10 protein-coding genes and 8 pseudogenes are annotated in these 14,775 nt (G+C 67.2%); 10 read left to right on the top strand and 8 right to left on the bottom strand.

The window, feature by feature from the left end:
• Nucleotides 1-12 precede the first annotated feature (12 nt).
• A pseudogene (locus ACFQJD_RS15895) lies at nucleotides 13-527 on the top strand (DedA family protein).
• A 6-nt stretch (nucleotides 528-533) separates the two neighbouring features.
• On the opposite strand, the gene ACFQJD_RS15890 reads toward ACFQJD_RS15895, so the two are convergent.
• A complete protein-coding gene (locus tag ACFQJD_RS15890; RefSeq protein WP_379799548.1) occupies nucleotides 534-698 on the bottom strand; it encodes a DUF6757 family protein in 165 nt (54 codons plus the stop codon).
• Nucleotides 699-723: 25 nt separating this feature from the next.
• Nucleotides 724-1,525 (bottom strand): annotated as a pseudogene (locus tag ACFQJD_RS15885) (PHP domain-containing protein).
• A gap of 129 nt (nucleotides 1,526-1,654) precedes the next feature.
• On the opposite strand from ACFQJD_RS15885, the gene ACFQJD_RS15880 reads away from it, so the two are divergent.
• Complete coding sequence (locus ACFQJD_RS15880; protein ID WP_379799546.1) at nucleotides 1,655-1,939, top strand: DUF5789 family protein; 285 nt, start codon at nucleotides 1,655-1,657, stop codon at nucleotides 1,937-1,939.
• On the opposite strand, the gene ACFQJD_RS15875 is transcribed toward ACFQJD_RS15880, so the two are convergent.
• Entirely contained in the window at nucleotides 1,936-2,928 is a 993-nt protein-coding gene (locus tag ACFQJD_RS15875; RefSeq protein ID WP_379799544.1) for a DUF5784 family protein, read from the bottom strand. The two genes, ACFQJD_RS15880 and ACFQJD_RS15875, sit on opposite strands and share 4 nt — an antisense overlap.
• A 114-nt stretch (nucleotides 2,929-3,042) precedes the next feature.
• On the opposite strand from ACFQJD_RS15875, the gene ACFQJD_RS15870 reads away from it, so the two are divergent.
• Nucleotides 3,043-3,216 carry a DUF5786 family protein gene (locus ACFQJD_RS15870; protein ID WP_379799542.1) on the top strand — a complete coding sequence of 58 codons (174 nt, stop codon included), beginning with the start codon at nucleotides 3,043-3,045 and terminating at the stop codon, nucleotides 3,214-3,216.
• Nucleotides 3,217-3,262: 46 nt separating this feature from the next.
• Here the strand turns inward: ACFQJD_RS15870 and ACFQJD_RS15865 are convergent, their stop codons facing one another.
• Nucleotides 3,263-4,129 (bottom strand): YkgJ family cysteine cluster protein, encoded by an 867-nt coding sequence (locus ACFQJD_RS15865; protein ID WP_379799540.1) that lies wholly within the window; start codon nucleotides 4,127-4,129, stop codon nucleotides 3,263-3,265.
• A gap of 170 nt (nucleotides 4,130-4,299) precedes the next feature.
• On the opposite strand from ACFQJD_RS15865, the gene ACFQJD_RS15860 reads away from it, so the two are divergent.
• The 4 genes and pseudogenes from ACFQJD_RS15860 to ACFQJD_RS15845 all read left to right on the top strand — a co-directional run bounded on the left by ACFQJD_RS15860 (nucleotide 4,300) and on the right by ACFQJD_RS15845 (nucleotide 7,513).
• Nucleotides 4,300-5,067 (top strand): hypothetical protein, encoded by a 768-nt coding sequence (locus ACFQJD_RS15860; RefSeq protein WP_379799538.1) that lies wholly within the window; start codon nucleotides 4,300-4,302, stop codon nucleotides 5,065-5,067.
• 46 nt (nucleotides 5,068-5,113) lie between these two features.
• Nucleotides 5,114-5,323 (top strand): DUF7561 family protein, encoded by a 210-nt coding sequence (locus ACFQJD_RS15855; protein ID WP_379799536.1) that lies wholly within the window; start codon nucleotides 5,114-5,116, stop codon nucleotides 5,321-5,323.
• A 29-nt stretch (nucleotides 5,324-5,352) separates the two neighbouring features.
• Nucleotides 5,353-7,233 (top strand): annotated as a pseudogene (locus tag ACFQJD_RS15850) (helicase C-terminal domain-containing protein).
• Nucleotides 7,234-7,324: 91 nt separating this feature from the next.
• Entirely contained in the window at nucleotides 7,325-7,513 is a 189-nt protein-coding gene (locus tag ACFQJD_RS15845) for a DUF7317 family protein (RefSeq protein ID WP_379799534.1), read from the top strand.
• Nucleotides 7,514-7,523: 10 nt separating this feature from the next.
• Here ACFQJD_RS15845 and ACFQJD_RS15840 read toward each other — a convergent pair.
• Nucleotides 7,524-8,665: pseudogene (locus ACFQJD_RS15840) on the bottom strand (60S ribosomal export protein NMD3).
• 87 nt (nucleotides 8,666-8,752) lie between these two features.
• On the opposite strand from ACFQJD_RS15840, the pseudogene htpX reads away from it, so the two are divergent.
• From htpX to radA, 3 genes and pseudogenes are all read left to right on the top strand, one after another.
• Nucleotides 8,753-9,624, top strand: a pseudogene (htpX, locus tag ACFQJD_RS15835) (zinc metalloprotease HtpX).
• Nucleotides 9,625-9,697: 73 nt separating this feature from the next.
• Nucleotides 9,698-10,303, top strand: coding sequence for a PspA-associated protein PspAB (gene pspAB, locus ACFQJD_RS15830; RefSeq protein WP_379799531.1), 606 nt, complete (start codon nucleotides 9,698-9,700; stop codon nucleotides 10,301-10,303).
• Nucleotides 10,304-10,446: 143 nt separating this feature from the next.
• On the top strand, nucleotides 10,447-11,478 hold the full coding sequence (radA, locus tag ACFQJD_RS15825; protein WP_379799529.1) for a DNA repair and recombination protein RadA: 1,032 nt from the start codon (nucleotides 10,447-10,449) through the stop codon (nucleotides 11,476-11,478).
• Nucleotides 11,479-11,488: 10 nt separating this feature from the next.
• On the opposite strand, the pseudogene ACFQJD_RS15820 reads toward radA, so the two are convergent.
• From ACFQJD_RS15820 to sufS, 3 pseudogenes are all read right to left on the bottom strand, one after another.
• Nucleotides 11,489-11,907: pseudogene (locus ACFQJD_RS15820) on the bottom strand (iron-sulfur cluster assembly scaffold protein).
• Nucleotides 11,908-12,063: 156 nt separating this feature from the next.
• Nucleotides 12,064-13,070 (bottom strand): annotated as a pseudogene (locus ACFQJD_RS15815) (transcription initiation factor IIB).
• 374 nt (nucleotides 13,071-13,444) lie between these two features.
• A pseudogene (sufS, locus tag ACFQJD_RS15810) lies at nucleotides 13,445-14,721 on the bottom strand (bifunctional cysteine desulfurase/selenocysteine lyase SufS).
• Between the last annotated feature and the right edge of the window lie 54 nt (nucleotides 14,722-14,775).

Here is a 14,775-nt window from a genome sequence, read left to right as displayed (position 1 = left end):
TCACTCCCGCCCGTGTCCGTCCCGCTCCAGGTCGCCCAGTTCCCGGCCGAACTCCGGGCGGTGCTCCACTCCGAGTTCGCCCTGCTGGCGCTGTTCGCCGTGTTCGTCCTCGAGGGGCGATGCTCCTCTATTTCGTCCCGAGCGAACTCGTCGTCCCGGGGTCGCTCGTCCTCCTCGGCGGGGACCGGGCCGTCGTCGTCGTCGGCGTCGCCGTCCTCGGGGCGACGCTGGGCCAGTACGCCCTCTTTCTCGTCGCCAAACGCGGCGGCCGGGAGCGCCTCCGACGCGCGCGGTGGTTCCGACTCGGCGAGTCCCGTCTCGACCGGTTCGACGCCTGGTTCGACCGCTGGGGTCCCCTCGTCGTCCCCGTCAGCAACACGCTGCTTTTCACGCGGGGGATGCTGACGGTGCCGGCGGGGTTCTCGGGGATGGACGACCGACGGTTCCTCCTGCTGTCGGCCGCCGGCACCCTCTCCTTCGAGTCGATTCTCGCGGCGCTCTATCTCGGCTTCGACGTCGTCGTCTGAGAAGAGTCACTCGGTGCGGTCGATGTCGATCTGCTCCCGGATCGCGGCGAGTTCGTCGGACTCCGCGAGTTCCTCGATGCGTTCGCGAAAGTGCCGATCACAGAGGCCGACCTTTATCCGGTCTTTCTCGGCGGCGTAGGCGGCCTCCCGGTCGCAGTAGTGGCACTTCATAGTCTGCGTTGTCGCCCCACTCGGTTTAAGCCTGCGCTTTCGGCAGTTCCGACAGGACGGCGTCGTACGCCGACTTGGCGAGTCCCGCCCGTCCCAGCGTCCGGTCGTGGGCGTCGCTCCCGCCCGTCGCCACGAGGCCGTGTCGCTCGATGGCCCGGTCTATCGGCGACGGATCGACCGGCCGCCCGTAGGGGTAGTACCGTTCGACGGCGTCGAGGGCCGCCGTCAGATCGAGGGCCGCCTCGGGGTCGTCGTACCGGAGGGTGTGCCAGCGACACGAGCGAACACGCCGAGTCGAGCAGCGAGACGCCGCGCTCGAACGAGGGGATCTCGCGCGCGACGTAGCACGGCCCATCGTCGCCGATGAGGTGGTCGAACGCCGCCTGATAGCCGTAGTCGGCGTCGCTCTCGTCGACGGCGCGGGCGACGTGCGGTCGGCCGACGCCGGCGTGGACGTCGAGCGCGAGGTCGACGCCCAGTCGCTCCTCGACGCAGGCGACGATGCGCCGGGCGCGTTCGACGCGGTTTCGCTGGAGGCGTTCGATCTCCGCGTCGAGTTCGTCGGTTCGCTCGACGCCGTAGCCGAGCAGATCGATCCGTTCCGTTCCGGTGTCGACCCGGAGTTCGATGCCCCGAATCACCGTCACCCCGTCGCGCGTCGTCACGGGCGCGTCGAGTCCGGGATGCACCCGATCGTGGTCGGTGACGGCGACGCCCGAGAGCCCCGCCGCCCGGGCCGCCGCGGGGATCTCGCCGAGGCGCAACTGCCCGTCCGACGCCGTCGTGTGGACGTGCAAGTCGGCGACGACGGCCGCGTCGCTATCCATGTCCGACACACGTCGACGCCCCGAAAAGTGGTTGTGATTCACTCTCCATTAAGGACGATTAAAGACTCTCTACTGACTAAGGTCCTTCATGGAAAACAATTATAATTGTTCCACACCTTCGATCGAGTGATGAGACTCAACGGCACGGGCGACCTGATAGACGAGTTCGAGTATCCCACCACGAGCGAAGACTTCGTCGCAGCCCACGGGGACCACGTCATCGAGCTACAGCGCGGCAGCGAGACGCTCGGCGACGTGGTCTCGCGAGTCGGACCGGAAGAGTACGACTGCGCGGCCGACCTGAAAGACGCGGTCCGCTCGGGGGTTTCCCACAAGGCCATCGGGCGGCGCTTCTACAGCGACCGCGACCCGACCGCACTCGGCGAGTCGGGCCCGACGCAGCTCTCCTTCTAAAGTCCGAGGTCGAGCGGCACCGACCCCTTCGCGTACCCCTCGACGCTCCCGTCGGGACGCGTTCGGAACACGACGGCCGGCTGGTGACGGACGTCGGGTCGTTCGTCACGCACGGCCCGCCAGTCGTCGTCGGGGAACGACGAGCAGTCGATGAAGAGGACGACGCCGCCGCCGTGGGCCTGTAGCTGGCCACTGGTTTTCGTCTCGGCGGTGTCGCGGACGGCCGCGACCGGCGTGTTCGCCGTCCGTCGGTTCGGTGGGAGCGGCCGGGTCACTTCGACGAGCGGGTTCCCGTCCTCGCCCCGCTTTGCGCGGAAGTCGATGGAGTGGCCCGTCGTCACTTCGATCTCGGGGACGACGCCGTAGCCGGCGTCGACGAGGAACTTCGCGGCGTTGAACTCGCCCATGGCCGCGGTCATCCGGGTCCAGCCGAGTTGCTGGGAGGTGCCGAGTTTCCCCGCCATCGTCTCGCGGTAGTCGTCCAGGACGCCCGTCGAGAGGAACGACTCGTAGAACGCGAGCGCCTCGTCGGCCGTCGCGTCCGGGAAGCCGGCGGCGTGATTCCGGAAGAACTCCCGGGTCGTGTGTCGGCCGTCCTTCGAGAGGAAGACGGGCAGGAAAAACCACGAGAGATGCGGGTACGGCTCCAGCCACGGCGACTCCTCGTGCAACTCGGCCAGGAGTTCGCGTTCGGTCCACCGGGCGAGGTCGTCGGGCACCTCCTCGAAGCCGTACTTGTCCGTCTGCCAGAGCGTCGACGGCGTCTCCGTGTTGCCGAGCCAGTAGGCTCCCTCGCCGTTCCAGCAGAACAGCGCGACGTCGCCGTTGTCCATCTCGAATCGTCGGGCGTCGTATCCGTCCGGCGGTTTGAACCAGGGACGGCCGCTCTCCGCGCCGAGGTTCGCGTCCAGCGGTGCGAACACGTCGGAGCGGACCCGGCCGTCGGTCCATCGACCGGGGGCGTATCTGAACCGTAACGGGCGTGCCACGGTCGTACTATGCCCTCCCCCTTTACGCCTTCCGTGCCGTCCGCCGGTCGTGTCTGCGAATTTATGACTTTCCGATACATATATTATGGGTAGCGTTCCAAGTGATGGTATACCATGTCAATGGGTGCCTATGACGAGGAAGAGCACGAACGCCGTGCACAGAAGACGGGAACAGTCGACGCGGAGTTCGACGACGACAGATCCCAGTTCCGCGGGAAGATGGAGTTCGAATCGGGCGAGTCGGCCGAGCAGCTCCTCGATCAGTTCCACGAGATAAACGGGGAGTAGCGCCATCCCTTCTCCGACGTCCGCCGTCGACGCCGGAGCGGCGGCGTCACCACCCTTCGGTTTCGGGTGCGCCGAGCGACGCCTCGACGTCCGCCCACCCGGCCGACGGGTCGACACGCGTCCCCGAGTCGCCCGCGCGCTCGGTCCAGAACTCGATGGCTTCGCTCACCCACGATGCGCCGTCGACAGCGCGCTCGCGGGCCCGCGCCGCTCGCGCCTCGTTCACCGCGACGGTGCCCGGACTCGACCCGGCGGCGACGCCGACGAACTCGGCCCGGTCGGCGGCCGTCGGCGTCCCCCGTGCAACGCGTTCCACGACCCCCGTCAGTCGACCGGGGTCGGGGTGGAGAAACAGGCGCGACCCGAGCGCCTGTGGCCCGAACAGCGGTGGCGGGAGGTCGGCCGGCACGTCGTCGTCGAGCAGGCGGACGCCGCCGACGGCCGACTCGACGCGCTCACACTCCGTCTCCTGGTTTAGTTCGAGGTTCCGCCCGGGATACGTCGCACACGCGTCCGGGTACCGGTCGCCGCCGTGGATGCGACAGCGGAGCGTCTCCGGATCGAGAAAGACGCAGGCGTCGAGCCACGTCCGGTCGAGGCCGAACGGGGCGACGGGCTTCCGGACTGACCGCAGACCGACGACGAACGCGGGTCGTCCGTTCACGCCCGCGACGTCGACGCCGTCGACGGTGACGGCCTCCGCGGGCGACGCCGCCGCCCACAGCCGCGGCGTCAGCGCGTCGCCGAGGCCGGCGTCGAGGAAGGTACGCACCTCGTCGCGGCCGAGCGGGACGAGGTTGTAGGCGTCGTCGAGCGGCGGGCGCGGTCCACGGCGCTCGTGGTCGGCGGGCGACGGCGACACCGGTCGCCAGTCGAGACAGCAACCGGCACAGCCCTCACAGCGCATCTCCATGCCGTGGTCTACGGTACCGTGGCACAAAGAACTGTGTCCCTTCGGCCGCTGGGAATCGGACTATGCACCCGTTAGTTCCGCGTAGTCGATGCTTTCGGGTTTCGCAAACGGCGCTTACCTATAGGGCCGGAGTCCCAACGTGGATCTACCCGACCCGAGTCGGGACTCCCATGACCGACGACGCAACGACCAGGCGGCGACTCGTCGCCGCACTCGCCGCGCTCTGTGCCGCGCTCTTCGGAGCGGGGTTCGGCACGTCACGGACGTTCGACCCGGCGGCGACCGACGGGGACGGCAGATTCGACCTGTCGGTCGATTTCGACGTGGACCGGACGACCCCGCCCCGTTCGACGCCGACCGACGAGTCCGCCGACGGGCCGTCGACCCGTTCGAACGACGTCTCGCCCCCGTCCGACGACCGCCCCGCGACCGAGCGGCCGACGGGCGAGCGCCGGACGGCCGACGGCGACCGGGACGGTCCGGCTTCGACGACGGCCGACGACCCGTCGCTGGTCGCGGCGACGCAGCCGCTGACGCTGTCGAATCTCCACCCCGGCGACGAGGGCACCGTGACCGCCACGCTCTCGCTGTCGGGCGCGCCGGCGCGCCTCTGGTTCCGCGGCGACGTCTCGGGGTTCGACGACGAGTCCCTCACCGAACCCGAACTGCGCGCCGGCGACGACGACCTGACCGGCGAACTCCAGCCGTACGTCGACGTCCGCCTCTCGTACGACGACGGTGGGACCGCCGTCACGGTGTACGACGGTCCCATCACGGGGCTCCCGTCGACGTGGACGGCGCTCGACGACTCCTGTTTCGTTCCGGAGTCGCACGCGCTCAGCCTGCGCTGGTCGCTCGACGCCGACGCGCCGAACACGATCCAGACGGACGCGCTGACGTTCTCGTTCGGCGTCGCCGCCAGTTCGTGCGAGCCCTGAGCCTCCCGACCGCACGGCCTATACGCCTCCCCTCCTTGCATCGACGATGACCACTGACCCGTGCGACGGGTGCGGCCGCGAGGTCACGATCGCCGGCGGCATCGCCAACCTCTGGTCGTTCGACGTCGAGACGACGGGTGGCGTCACCCTCGAACTCGCGGACGGCACCGAGCACTTCCTCTGTTTCGACTGCATCGAACGCCTCCCCGACGACCGGGACGTGACCGCCGCGGACGTTGCGGCGCTCTCGGAATGATTTAGGGCCGGCGACGCGGAGGTAGCGTCGTGAACCCGGACCGAATTCTGGAGTCGTTCCCCGCGCCCAGTTTCCGGGGCAATCAGCGCGACGCCCTCGGGGACATCCGCGACGCCTTCGCCGCCGGCAACGACGTCGTCCTCGTCCGCGCACCCACCGGGAGCGGGAAGTCCCTCCTCGCGCGCGCCGTCGCCGGCGCGGCCCGCACCGTCGACGAGGCGACGCCCGCACAGGCCACCGGCGCGTACTACACGACGCCGCAGGTGTCCCAGCTCGACGACGTGGCCGCCGACGAACTGCTCGACGACCTCAGCGTCATCCGGGGAAGTCGAACTACACCTGCATCCTGCCGGGCGAGGAGGACACGCCCGTGAACCGCGCACCTTGTGCCCGCGAACGCGGCTACGACTGCACGGTCCAGCACCGCTGTCCGTACTTCTCGGACCGCGCCATCGCCTCCAGTCGATCGATCGCCGCCACGACGCTCGCGTACTTCATGCAGACGGCGGGATCGGAGGTGTTCCGCAAGCGCGACGTCGTCGTCGTCGACGAGGCCCACGGCCTCTCGGAGTGGGCCGAGATGTACGCCACCATCGACCTGACTCCCCGAACGGTCCCGGTCTGGGACGACGTGGGCGTCCCGAACGTCGCCGACGCCGACGACCCGGTCGACCGGACGGCGCGGTTCGCCGAGGCGCTCGCGGGCGTCTGCTCGCGCGCGAAAGACGACCTGCTGGCGGAATCCGAACTCACGCCCGAAGAGGCCGCCCGCCGCGACCGGTTGCAGGAGCTGATTTCGGATCTCGAGTGGTTCGTCGAGGACTACCGCGACGCGACGAGTCCGACGACGTGGGTCGTCGACCAGCCCGACGGCGAGGGAGGAGCGATCACCGTCAAGCCGCTCGATCCCGAGCGCTATCTCCACCACACCGTCTGGGACCGAGGCAACAAGTTCGCCCTCCTCTCGGCGACGATCCTCGACAAGGAGGCCTTCTGTCGGCAGGTGGGTCTCGCCCCCGGGAACGTCGCCCTTGTCGACGTCGACCACACGTTCCCGCTCGAAAACCGCCCGCTCTACGACGTCACGCAGGGGAAGATGACCTACGAACACCGGGACGAGACGATCCCGAACGTGGCGCGCCTCCTCGTCCGCCTCCTCGCTCACCATCCCGACGAGAAGGGCATCGTCCACTGTCACTCCTACTCCATCCAGTCCCGCCTGCGAAAGCGCCTCGCGGAGTTCGGCGTCGCCTCGCGCGTCCGTGCCCACGACCGGGAGAACCGCGACGCCGAACTGGAGTCGTGGAAGGCGACCGACGCGCCCGAACTGTTCCTCTCGGTCAAGATGGAGGAGGCCCTCGATCTGAACGGCGACCTCGCGCGCTGGCAGGTGCTCTGCAAGGCCCCCTATCTCAACACGAACGACTCTCGGGTGGCGCGCCGCCTCGAAGAGGGCCAGTGGGCGTGGTATCACCGCACCGCCCTCCGGACAGTCATCCAGGCCTGCGGCCGGGTCGTCCGCGCTCCCGACGACTACGGCGCGACCTACCTCGCCGACTCGAGCCTGCTGGACCTGTTCGACCGGACGCGGGCGGACATGCCCGACTGGTTCGCCGCACAGGTCGACCGGACGACCCGCCCCGACCTCCCCGAATTCGATCCGGAGGCGGCGCTCGCGGGCGTCGACGCGACGCCCGGAACACGTCGACCCCGGCGTTCGAACCGCCGCTCCTCGACCGACGCCTCGGGGGCGACGTCCTCGTCGGACTCCTCCGACCACCCTCTCCGACGTCTGGGGGAGTGACCGTCCTGTCGAACTTCCACTCTCCGGCGGAAATCACCGGCGACTATTACATGATTGTTCATACTGTGTACGAATAGTACTCTGTCTCCCGTATAATTTGAAATAAGATACTCTATCCACGGACGAGTGTCCGAGGTTGGGATAGATTCTCACGATAGCTTTACATACCGGCTATCTGTACGTGTGCGTATACGGCGATGCACGCACACGCCCTCACAACCGCGCTGACGCTGTACCGCAGTGGGACCTACACGCTGGATCAGGCCGCACAGTGTGCGGGCCTCTCGGTCGCGGAGCTGGAATCGGTACTCCGTCGGCGTGGCATCGAGCGGACCGACGAATCTCGTCCGACGCAGGAACGCGGCCAGTCGGCGCGCGCCGACTGAGCGGGGTAGCTCACTCGGCGTCGGCCACGGCGTCCTCGGGGAGGACGTGGAGGCCGGCCCGGCTCTTGATCACCGGCACCGCGTCGGCGTCGACGTCGACGTAGTCCGGCCGGGGGACCGTCTTCGCTTCGTACGTCTCGGGGTCGAGAAGTTGGACCGCGTGTTCGTCCTCGACGGTGACGACTGTCGTCTCGACGGCGTCCTCGACGCTCCCGAGTTCGCGAGCGTCGGGCGTGCCGTCGTCCTCGAACGCCGACTCGTACTCCGCGCCCGTCGTCAGTCGCGTTCCCTTCAAATTCCCGCTGACGGACCGGACGAGCACCGGGCCGTCGCCGTCGTCCGGGTCGATGACGTGGCCGGGGGTGAACCGCGGCAGTCGGACCGCGAACGTGACGCGGTACACCTCGTTGCCGTCGCTGTCCTCCGTGACGAGGGTCGGGTAGCTCTCGACGCTCCCCCGAGTTCGCGCGTGATGCGCGTCGCGACGTCCTTGCCGAGCTGGTTCGTCGAGAGTTTGACGTCGACGCCGTCGTCGACGTCGTCCGTCTCCGTGATGAACGCCTCGCGGTCGCCGTCGGCCTCGCGGTCGGCGACGTACGTCTCCGCGATCTCCCTGGCGCGGCGGCGTTCGGCGGGCGTCGGGGTTCGATCCTCGGCGCGGACCTGGACGACGCTGGCGTAGTAGCCGCCGGCGATGCGGCCACACCGGGTGCAGGTCTGGCGCGCGATCAGCACCGGGACGGTGGCTCGCTCCTCAACGAACGTCTCGCGGACGACGCCCGAGAAGTGACAGTGCATCCGGATGGTGTTCTGGTCGACCTGTTCGGGATCGACGGCCCACGACACGTCCCGGGCGTCGACGTGGACGCCGAGGGCCTCGCTCACTTCGTCGACGGCGACGTCGGTGTAGTCGCGCGCGCCGACGTCCACCCAGCGGTTGCCGCGGTGGACCGCGCCACACCCCGAACAGACCCGGACCTCGATGCGGTCGGGCGCGTCGACGAGGTCGAAGTCCTCGAAGTAACACGCGTCACAGAGGGACTCGTCGTGGTCGCGGGGCGCGCCCGGCAGCGGTCGGTCCCGTTCGGGGACCGGGTCGCCACACCGCGGGCAGAACTCCCGGGAGTCGCCCGTCTCGCGGCTATTACTCATTGGCGACCGTACGCGTCTCGGCGATTTAAGCCCCGCGCACTCGTCGTCGGGCGACAGCGTTTATGTCGCCCCCGATTACCTCCGTGTATGGAGTGGAAATCGGACTGGGGACTGCGGGGACGGATGTTCCTCACGATGTTCCTGCTGTTCGCCCTGTACATCGTCTTCGTCGCCGTCCTCTCGCGGTTCATGGGTCTGTTCGGCATCGTCCTCGTCATGGGGGCGTTCTCGTTCGCACAGCTTTTCTTCAGCGACCGGCTCGCGCTCTACAGCATGGGCGCGCGACGCGTCGACGAGGACGAGTATCCGCGCCTCCACGCGACGGTGGGCCGCCTCTCACAGCAGGCCGACCTGCCGAAACCGGACGTCGCCGTCGCGGACTCGCGAGTGCCGAACGCCTTCGCCACCGGCCGATCACAGAAGAACTCGACGGTCTGTGTGACCGACGGCCTCCTGGGGACCCTCGACGACGACGAACTCGAAGGGGTGCTGGCTCACGAACTCGCACACGTCAAAAACCGCGACGTGATGGTGATGACCATCGCCTCGTTCCTCTCGACGATCGCGTTCGTGATCGTCCGCTGGGGCTGGCTCTTCGGCGGCGGCCGCAACCGACAGGGCGGTGGCGGCGTCGTCGTCGCCATCGCGGTCTCGTTGCTCGTGTGGATCGTCTCCTTCCTGCTCATCCGCGCGCTCTCGCGCTACCGCGAGTACGCCGCCGACCGGGGCGGGGCGGCCATCACCGGCAAACCATCCGCGCTGGCGTCGGCACTGCTGAAGATCTCGGGCCGGATGGAGAACGTCCCCGACCGCGACCTCCGCGAGCAGTCGGAGATGAACGCCTTCTTCATCATCCCCATCAAGAGCGGGTTCGTCGGCAAACTGTTCAGCACGCACCCTCGACCGAGAAGCGCGTCGAGCGACTCCGCGAACTCGAACACGAGATGGAGACCGCCTGACGCGCGTCTCGCCCGCGGGGGCCGCCCGTCGGGAGCGAGAACTACAACAGGCCCGGACGCGTACGGGGTGGTAATGGGACTGCTTGACTCGCTGAAGTCGGCACTGGGCGTCCGCGCAGAAGTGGACGCGGCCCGCGACGCCGACCCGGAGGACCTCTTCGGTATGAGCACGGCCTACGTCACGATGGGGGCGGATCTCGATTTCCACCCGCTCGGGACGGCGGCGCTCTGTTTCTCGGAGGTCGACAGCACGGACTTCGCCGACGCCGTCGACGAGGTCGAAACCATCCTCCGGGCGGGCGAGGAGGAGACGGGCACGCGCTTTCGCCGCCACGTCGACGACCACGGCTACCACTGGGTGATCCTGGACGACGACGACCCCGAGGACCTCGTGACGAGCGTCCACTTCGCCGCCGACACCTTCGTCGAACAGGGGTACGGCTCTCGCCTCCTCGCGGCCGTCTTCGGCTTCGAACGCGACGACGCTCGCGCGTACTGGGTCTACTCCTTCCGGCGCGGCGCGTACTACCCGTTCGTCCCGACGACGGGCCACGAACGCGACTCCCGACTGGAGTTCAAACTCGAAACCGTCCTCGACGGGGAACTCGAACTCGAATCCAACGAGTCCTACTGGTATCCGCTGTGGCCCGACGACGAGGGCGGCCACCCGTGGGGCTGAGCGGGTCGACTCGCGCCCGCCGCTCGCGACTCCACTCCTGAACCTTCGCATTTCCTCTCGTTTCGTCCGCTCCCTGTCGCCCGATTTCACTTCCACCTTGCTGTTAACGAACGTTTATGTGGTGGCCCGCACAAAGCGAATTCATGGCAGACGATGACCTCGAGAACCTCCCGGGCGTCGGTCCGGCGACGGCCGACAAACTCGTAGAAGCGGGCTTCGAGAGCTACCAGAGCATCGCCGTAGCGAGCCCCGCCGAACTCTCGAACACCGCCGACATCGGTGAGAGCACCGCGGGCGACATCATCCGCGCGGCCCGCGAGGCGGCGAACATCGGCGGCTTCGAGACGGGGTCGGCGGTGCTCGAACGCCGCGAACAGATCGGCAAACTGACCTGGGGCGTCCCCGAAGTCGACGAACTGCTGGGCGGCGGCGTCGAGACGCAGTCCATCACCGAGGTGTACGGCGAGTTCGGGGCCGGCAAATCACAGGTCACCCACCAGCTATCGGTGATGGTCCAACTCCCGCAAGAGTACGGCGGCCTCCGCGGGAGCGCCATCTTCGTGGACAGCGAGGACACGTTCCGCCCGGAACGCATCGACGATATGGTGCGTGGCCTCGACGACGAAACTATCCAGGCCACGATGGACGACCGGGAAATCGAGGGCTCGCCCGGCGACGAGGAGGCGATGGAGGCGCTCGTCGACGACATCCTCGACAAGATCCACGTCGCCAAGGCGTTCAACTCCAACCACCAGATCCTCCTCGCACAGAAGGCGAAGGAACTCGCCTCCGAACACGAGGATACGGAGTGGCCCGTCCGACTGCTGTCGGTCGACTCGCTCACCGCCCACTTCCGCGCCGAATACGTCGGCCGTGGCGAACTCGCCGACCGCCAGCAGAAACTCAACAAACATCTCCACGACCTGATGCGCGTCGGTGACCTCTACAACGCCGCCGTCCTCGTGACGAATCAGGTCGCCTCCAACCCCGACTCCTACTTCGGCGACCCGACCCAACCCATCGGCGGCAACATCCTCGGCCACACCTCGACGTTCCGGATGTACATCCGCAAATCCAAGGGCGACAAGCGCATCGTCCGCCTCGTGGACGCGCCGAACCTCGCGGACGGAGAGGCCGTCATGCGCGTCCAGGATGGCGGCCTCAAACCCGAATAATCGCGGAAAACTACTCTTCGGTTTTCGTCGTTTCGACGTCGAGTTCGCCCTCGTAGATCTTCGCGCCGTCCTGGACGACCTTCTCGGCGAGAACGGCGCATTTGATGCGCATCGGACTGATGTCGACGCCGAGCATGTCGACGACGTCGTCCCTGTCCATCGCCTCCAGTTCCGCGAGCGTCGTGCCCTGGAGTTTCGAGGTGAGCATGCTGGCGCTGGCCTGGCTGATGGCACAGCCGTCGCCGGAGAAGACGACCCGTTCGATCGTTTCGCCGTCGTCGGCGAGGGCGACGTCCATCTTGATGGTGTCGCCACAGGAGGGTTCTCGCCGACGTGCGAGAACGTCGGGTCGTCGAGTTCCCCGTAGTTCCGGGGATTCTTGTAGTGGTCGAGAATCTGCTGTCGATACATATCGGAGCCGATGCCCATAATTAAATCGAGGTACGGGACTTTCGCGTAAAAGGATTCCGGGCAACGCCTTCGTAGAGCCATCTCTCGGCTCTTTCGGACGGTTTCGGGCGCTGTAACCGGAACGCAGTGGCTACGCGCGTAGCGTTCGAAAAAGGTCCTCAATTCACCCCGACTCTATGCCGCGATGGCGTCCGAGTCGTACGCTTCGAGGAGTTCCTGGTAGCGGTTCCGGATGGTGACTTCGCTGATGTCGGCCACCTCGCTGACCTCGTGTTGCGTGATCTTCTCGTTGGTGAGCAGAGGTGCGGCGTAGACGGCGGCGGCGGCGAGGCCGACCGGGTTTTTCCCGCTGTGGACGCCCTGCTCTTTGGCCGTCTCGAGGAGTTCGCGGGCGAGGCGTTCGGCCTCGTCCGAGATGTCGAGCTCTGAGGCGAACCGGGTCACGTAGCTCGTCGGGTCTGCGGGCGCGATCCCGAGGTCGAGTTCGCGGACGATGTAACGGTAGGTCCGCTTGAACTCCTCCTCGTCGACGCGGCTGACCCGCGTGATCTCGTCGATGGTGCGCGGGAAGCCGACCTGTCGCGCCGCGGCGTAGAGCGAGCTGGTGGCGACGCCCTCGATCGACCGGCCGGGCAGGAGGTCGTCCTCCAGCGCGCGGCGGTAGATGACGCTCGCGGTCTCGCGGACGCTCTTGGGGAGTCCGAGCGCGCTCGACATCCGTTCGAGTTCACCCAGCGCCTGCCGGAGGTTGCGCTCCTTGTGGTTGCTCGTCTGGAAGCGCCGGTTCCAGGTGCGGAGGCGCTGCATCTTCTCGCGCTGACTGGCCGACAGGAGTTGCCGTAGGCGTCCTTGTTCTTCCAGTCGATGGTCGTCGAGAGGCCCTTGTCGTGCATCATCTTCGTCGTCGGCGATCCGACGCGGGCCTTCTGATCGCGTTCGCTCGCGTCGAACGCGCGCCACTCGGGGCCGTGGTCGATGCCGTCCGCCTCGACGACGAGGCCACAGTCGCTACAGGTCGTCTCCCCGTGTTCCTCGTCGGCGACGAGGTTGCCGCCACACTCGGGACACGTCTGTTCGCGCTCCGCCGTGTGGTCGTGTTCGCCGGTCTGTTCTTTCGGTTGCTCGTCCGCGCTCGTCGGACGTACGTCCGTCTCGGGGGTGTAGGTTCGTGCTTCTGTCATGATGAATTCGGGGACCGCGTGGCGGGGACCGTCCGCCTCCTTCCTAACTATCAGTAAGGCCGCTATCTTTATAAAGTTTTCGAAAAATGGGTTTATAGATGATATAAGTTTCGGTTATAAGCAGCTATTCGAACGACGAAATCGGGTTGGGAATAGTTATCACAGATAAAGGTTCTCATCATCTGTCGGCGGCGGTGTTTACGAGCTGATTGCGGTGAAAGAGCCGTGGTCACCTCGAACGCCCGGACGCGTTGCCCCGAGACGGGGCTTTCGAGATGCTGTGAACGCCGGAGGATTACTCACGGGCCGCTCTCGACACGACCCCGTCGACGGGCCGGTCGTTCACGAACGGGGACGAAGCGCCGAGGGGCCCGTCAGGCGAACAGCTGTCGGGCGGCGTCGACGGCGTCGACGAGGGCGTCGATCTCCTCGACGGTGTTGTAGATGTAGAACGAGGCACGCGCCGAGGCGGCGATGCCGAGTTTGTCGTGGAGCGGTTGGGTGCAGTGGTCGCCGGCGCGGACGGCGACGCCGCGTTCGTTGAGGATGCTCGAGAGGTCGTGTGCGTGGACGCCGTCGAGGTTGAACGCGACCAGTCCGCCCCGGTCGTCGCCCGGCGGACCGTAGACGGTCACGTCGTCGAACGCCGTCAGTTGGTCGTAGGCGTATTCGGCCAGCAGGTCCTCGTGCGCGCGGACGTTCTCCATCCCGACGTCGTCGAGGTAGTCGACGGCGGTGGCGAGGGCGATGCCCTGTTCGATTGGCGGCGTCCCTGCCTCGAACTTCCAGGGAGGTCCTCCCACGTCGACTCCTCGTAGGTGACGCGGCGGATCATCTCGCCGCCGTAGAGGAACGGGTCCATCTCCGCTAACAGGTGTTCTTTCCCGTAGAGGACGCCGATGCCCGTCGGCCCGCACATCTTGTGACCCGAGAAGGCCAGGAAGTCGGCGTCGAGGTCCGTCACGTCGACGGGTCGCGTCGGGACCGACTGCGCGCCGTCGACGAAGATGCGCGCGCCGTGGTCGTGGGCCAGGTCGGCGAGCCGTCTCACGGGGTTGATCGCGCCCAGCGTGTTCGAGACGTGGACGACGCTCACCATCTCGGTCGTGTCGTCTATCAGGTCGGCCGCGTGGTCCATGTCGAGCGTGCCGTCGTCGTCGACGCGGGCGTATCGGACTTCAGCGCCCGTCTTCTTGGCGATCTGCTGCCACGTCACCAGCGACGCGTGGTGTTCCATCTCGGTCAACACGACGGAGTCGCCCGGCCCGAGGGCGTCGAGGCCCCACGCGTAGGCGACGAGGTTGACGCTCGCCGTCGTGTTTGCGGTGAACAGTATCTCCTCGCGGCCGTCGGCCCCGATGAACTCCGCCACTCTGTCGTGGGCCTCCTCGTAGGCGACGGAGGCCTCCTGACTCAACTGGTGGATGCCGCGGTGGACGTTCGAGTTGTAGCCGCGGTAGTAGTCCGCGATGGCCTCGACGACCGGTTCGGGCGTGTGACTCGTCGCCGCGTTGTCGAGATAGACCAGCGGCGCGTCGTCTGTCGGCCCTTCGCCGGGTGTCGTTGCGTCCCCGCCGATCTTTCGGTCGAGGATCGGGAAGTCCTCGCGGATGGCTTCGACGTCGATCGGATACGGTTCCTGCGTTCCCATTAGGCGCGCCTAAGAACCGGAGGGATAACACCTCTTCGGTGTCGGGAACGGCGG

It is taken from the genome of Haloplanus sp. GCM10025708 (genome assembly GCF_042663985.1).
Taxonomy (GTDB): Archaea; Halobacteriota; Halobacteria; order Halobacteriales; family Haloferacaceae; genus Salinirarus; species Salinirarus marinus.
Note: the sequence above shows the minus strand (reverse complement) of the source record. Positions and strands in the feature narration are given on the sequence as shown.

Coding starts and splice junctions, on each gene's coding strand:
- ACFQJD_RS15890 (WP_379799548.1), bottom strand. CDS start 698: ATGAAGTGCCACTACTGCGACCGGGAGGCCGCCTACGCCGCCGAGAAA.
- ACFQJD_RS15860 (WP_379799538.1), top strand. CDS start 4,300: ATGACCGACGACGCAACGACCAGGCGGCGACTCGTCGCCGCACTCGCC.
- ACFQJD_RS15865 (WP_379799540.1), bottom strand. CDS start 4,129: ATGGAGATGCGCTGTGAGGGCTGTGCCGGTTGCTGTCTCGACTGGCGA.
- pspAB (WP_379799531.1), top strand. CDS start 9,698: ATGGGACTGCTTGACTCGCTGAAGTCGGCACTGGGCGTCCGCGCAGAA.
- ACFQJD_RS15870 (WP_379799542.1), top strand. CDS start 3,043: ATGTCAATGGGTGCCTATGACGAGGAAGAGCACGAACGCCGTGCACAG.
- radA (WP_379799529.1), top strand. CDS start 10,447: ATGGCAGACGATGACCTCGAGAACCTCCCGGGCGTCGGTCCGGCGACG.
- ACFQJD_RS15845 (WP_379799534.1), top strand. CDS start 7,325: ATGCACGCACACGCCCTCACAACCGCGCTGACGCTGTACCGCAGTGGG.
- ACFQJD_RS15855 (WP_379799536.1), top strand. CDS start 5,114: ATGACCACTGACCCGTGCGACGGGTGCGGCCGCGAGGTCACGATCGCC.
- ACFQJD_RS15880 (WP_379799546.1), top strand. CDS start 1,655: ATGAGACTCAACGGCACGGGCGACCTGATAGACGAGTTCGAGTATCCC.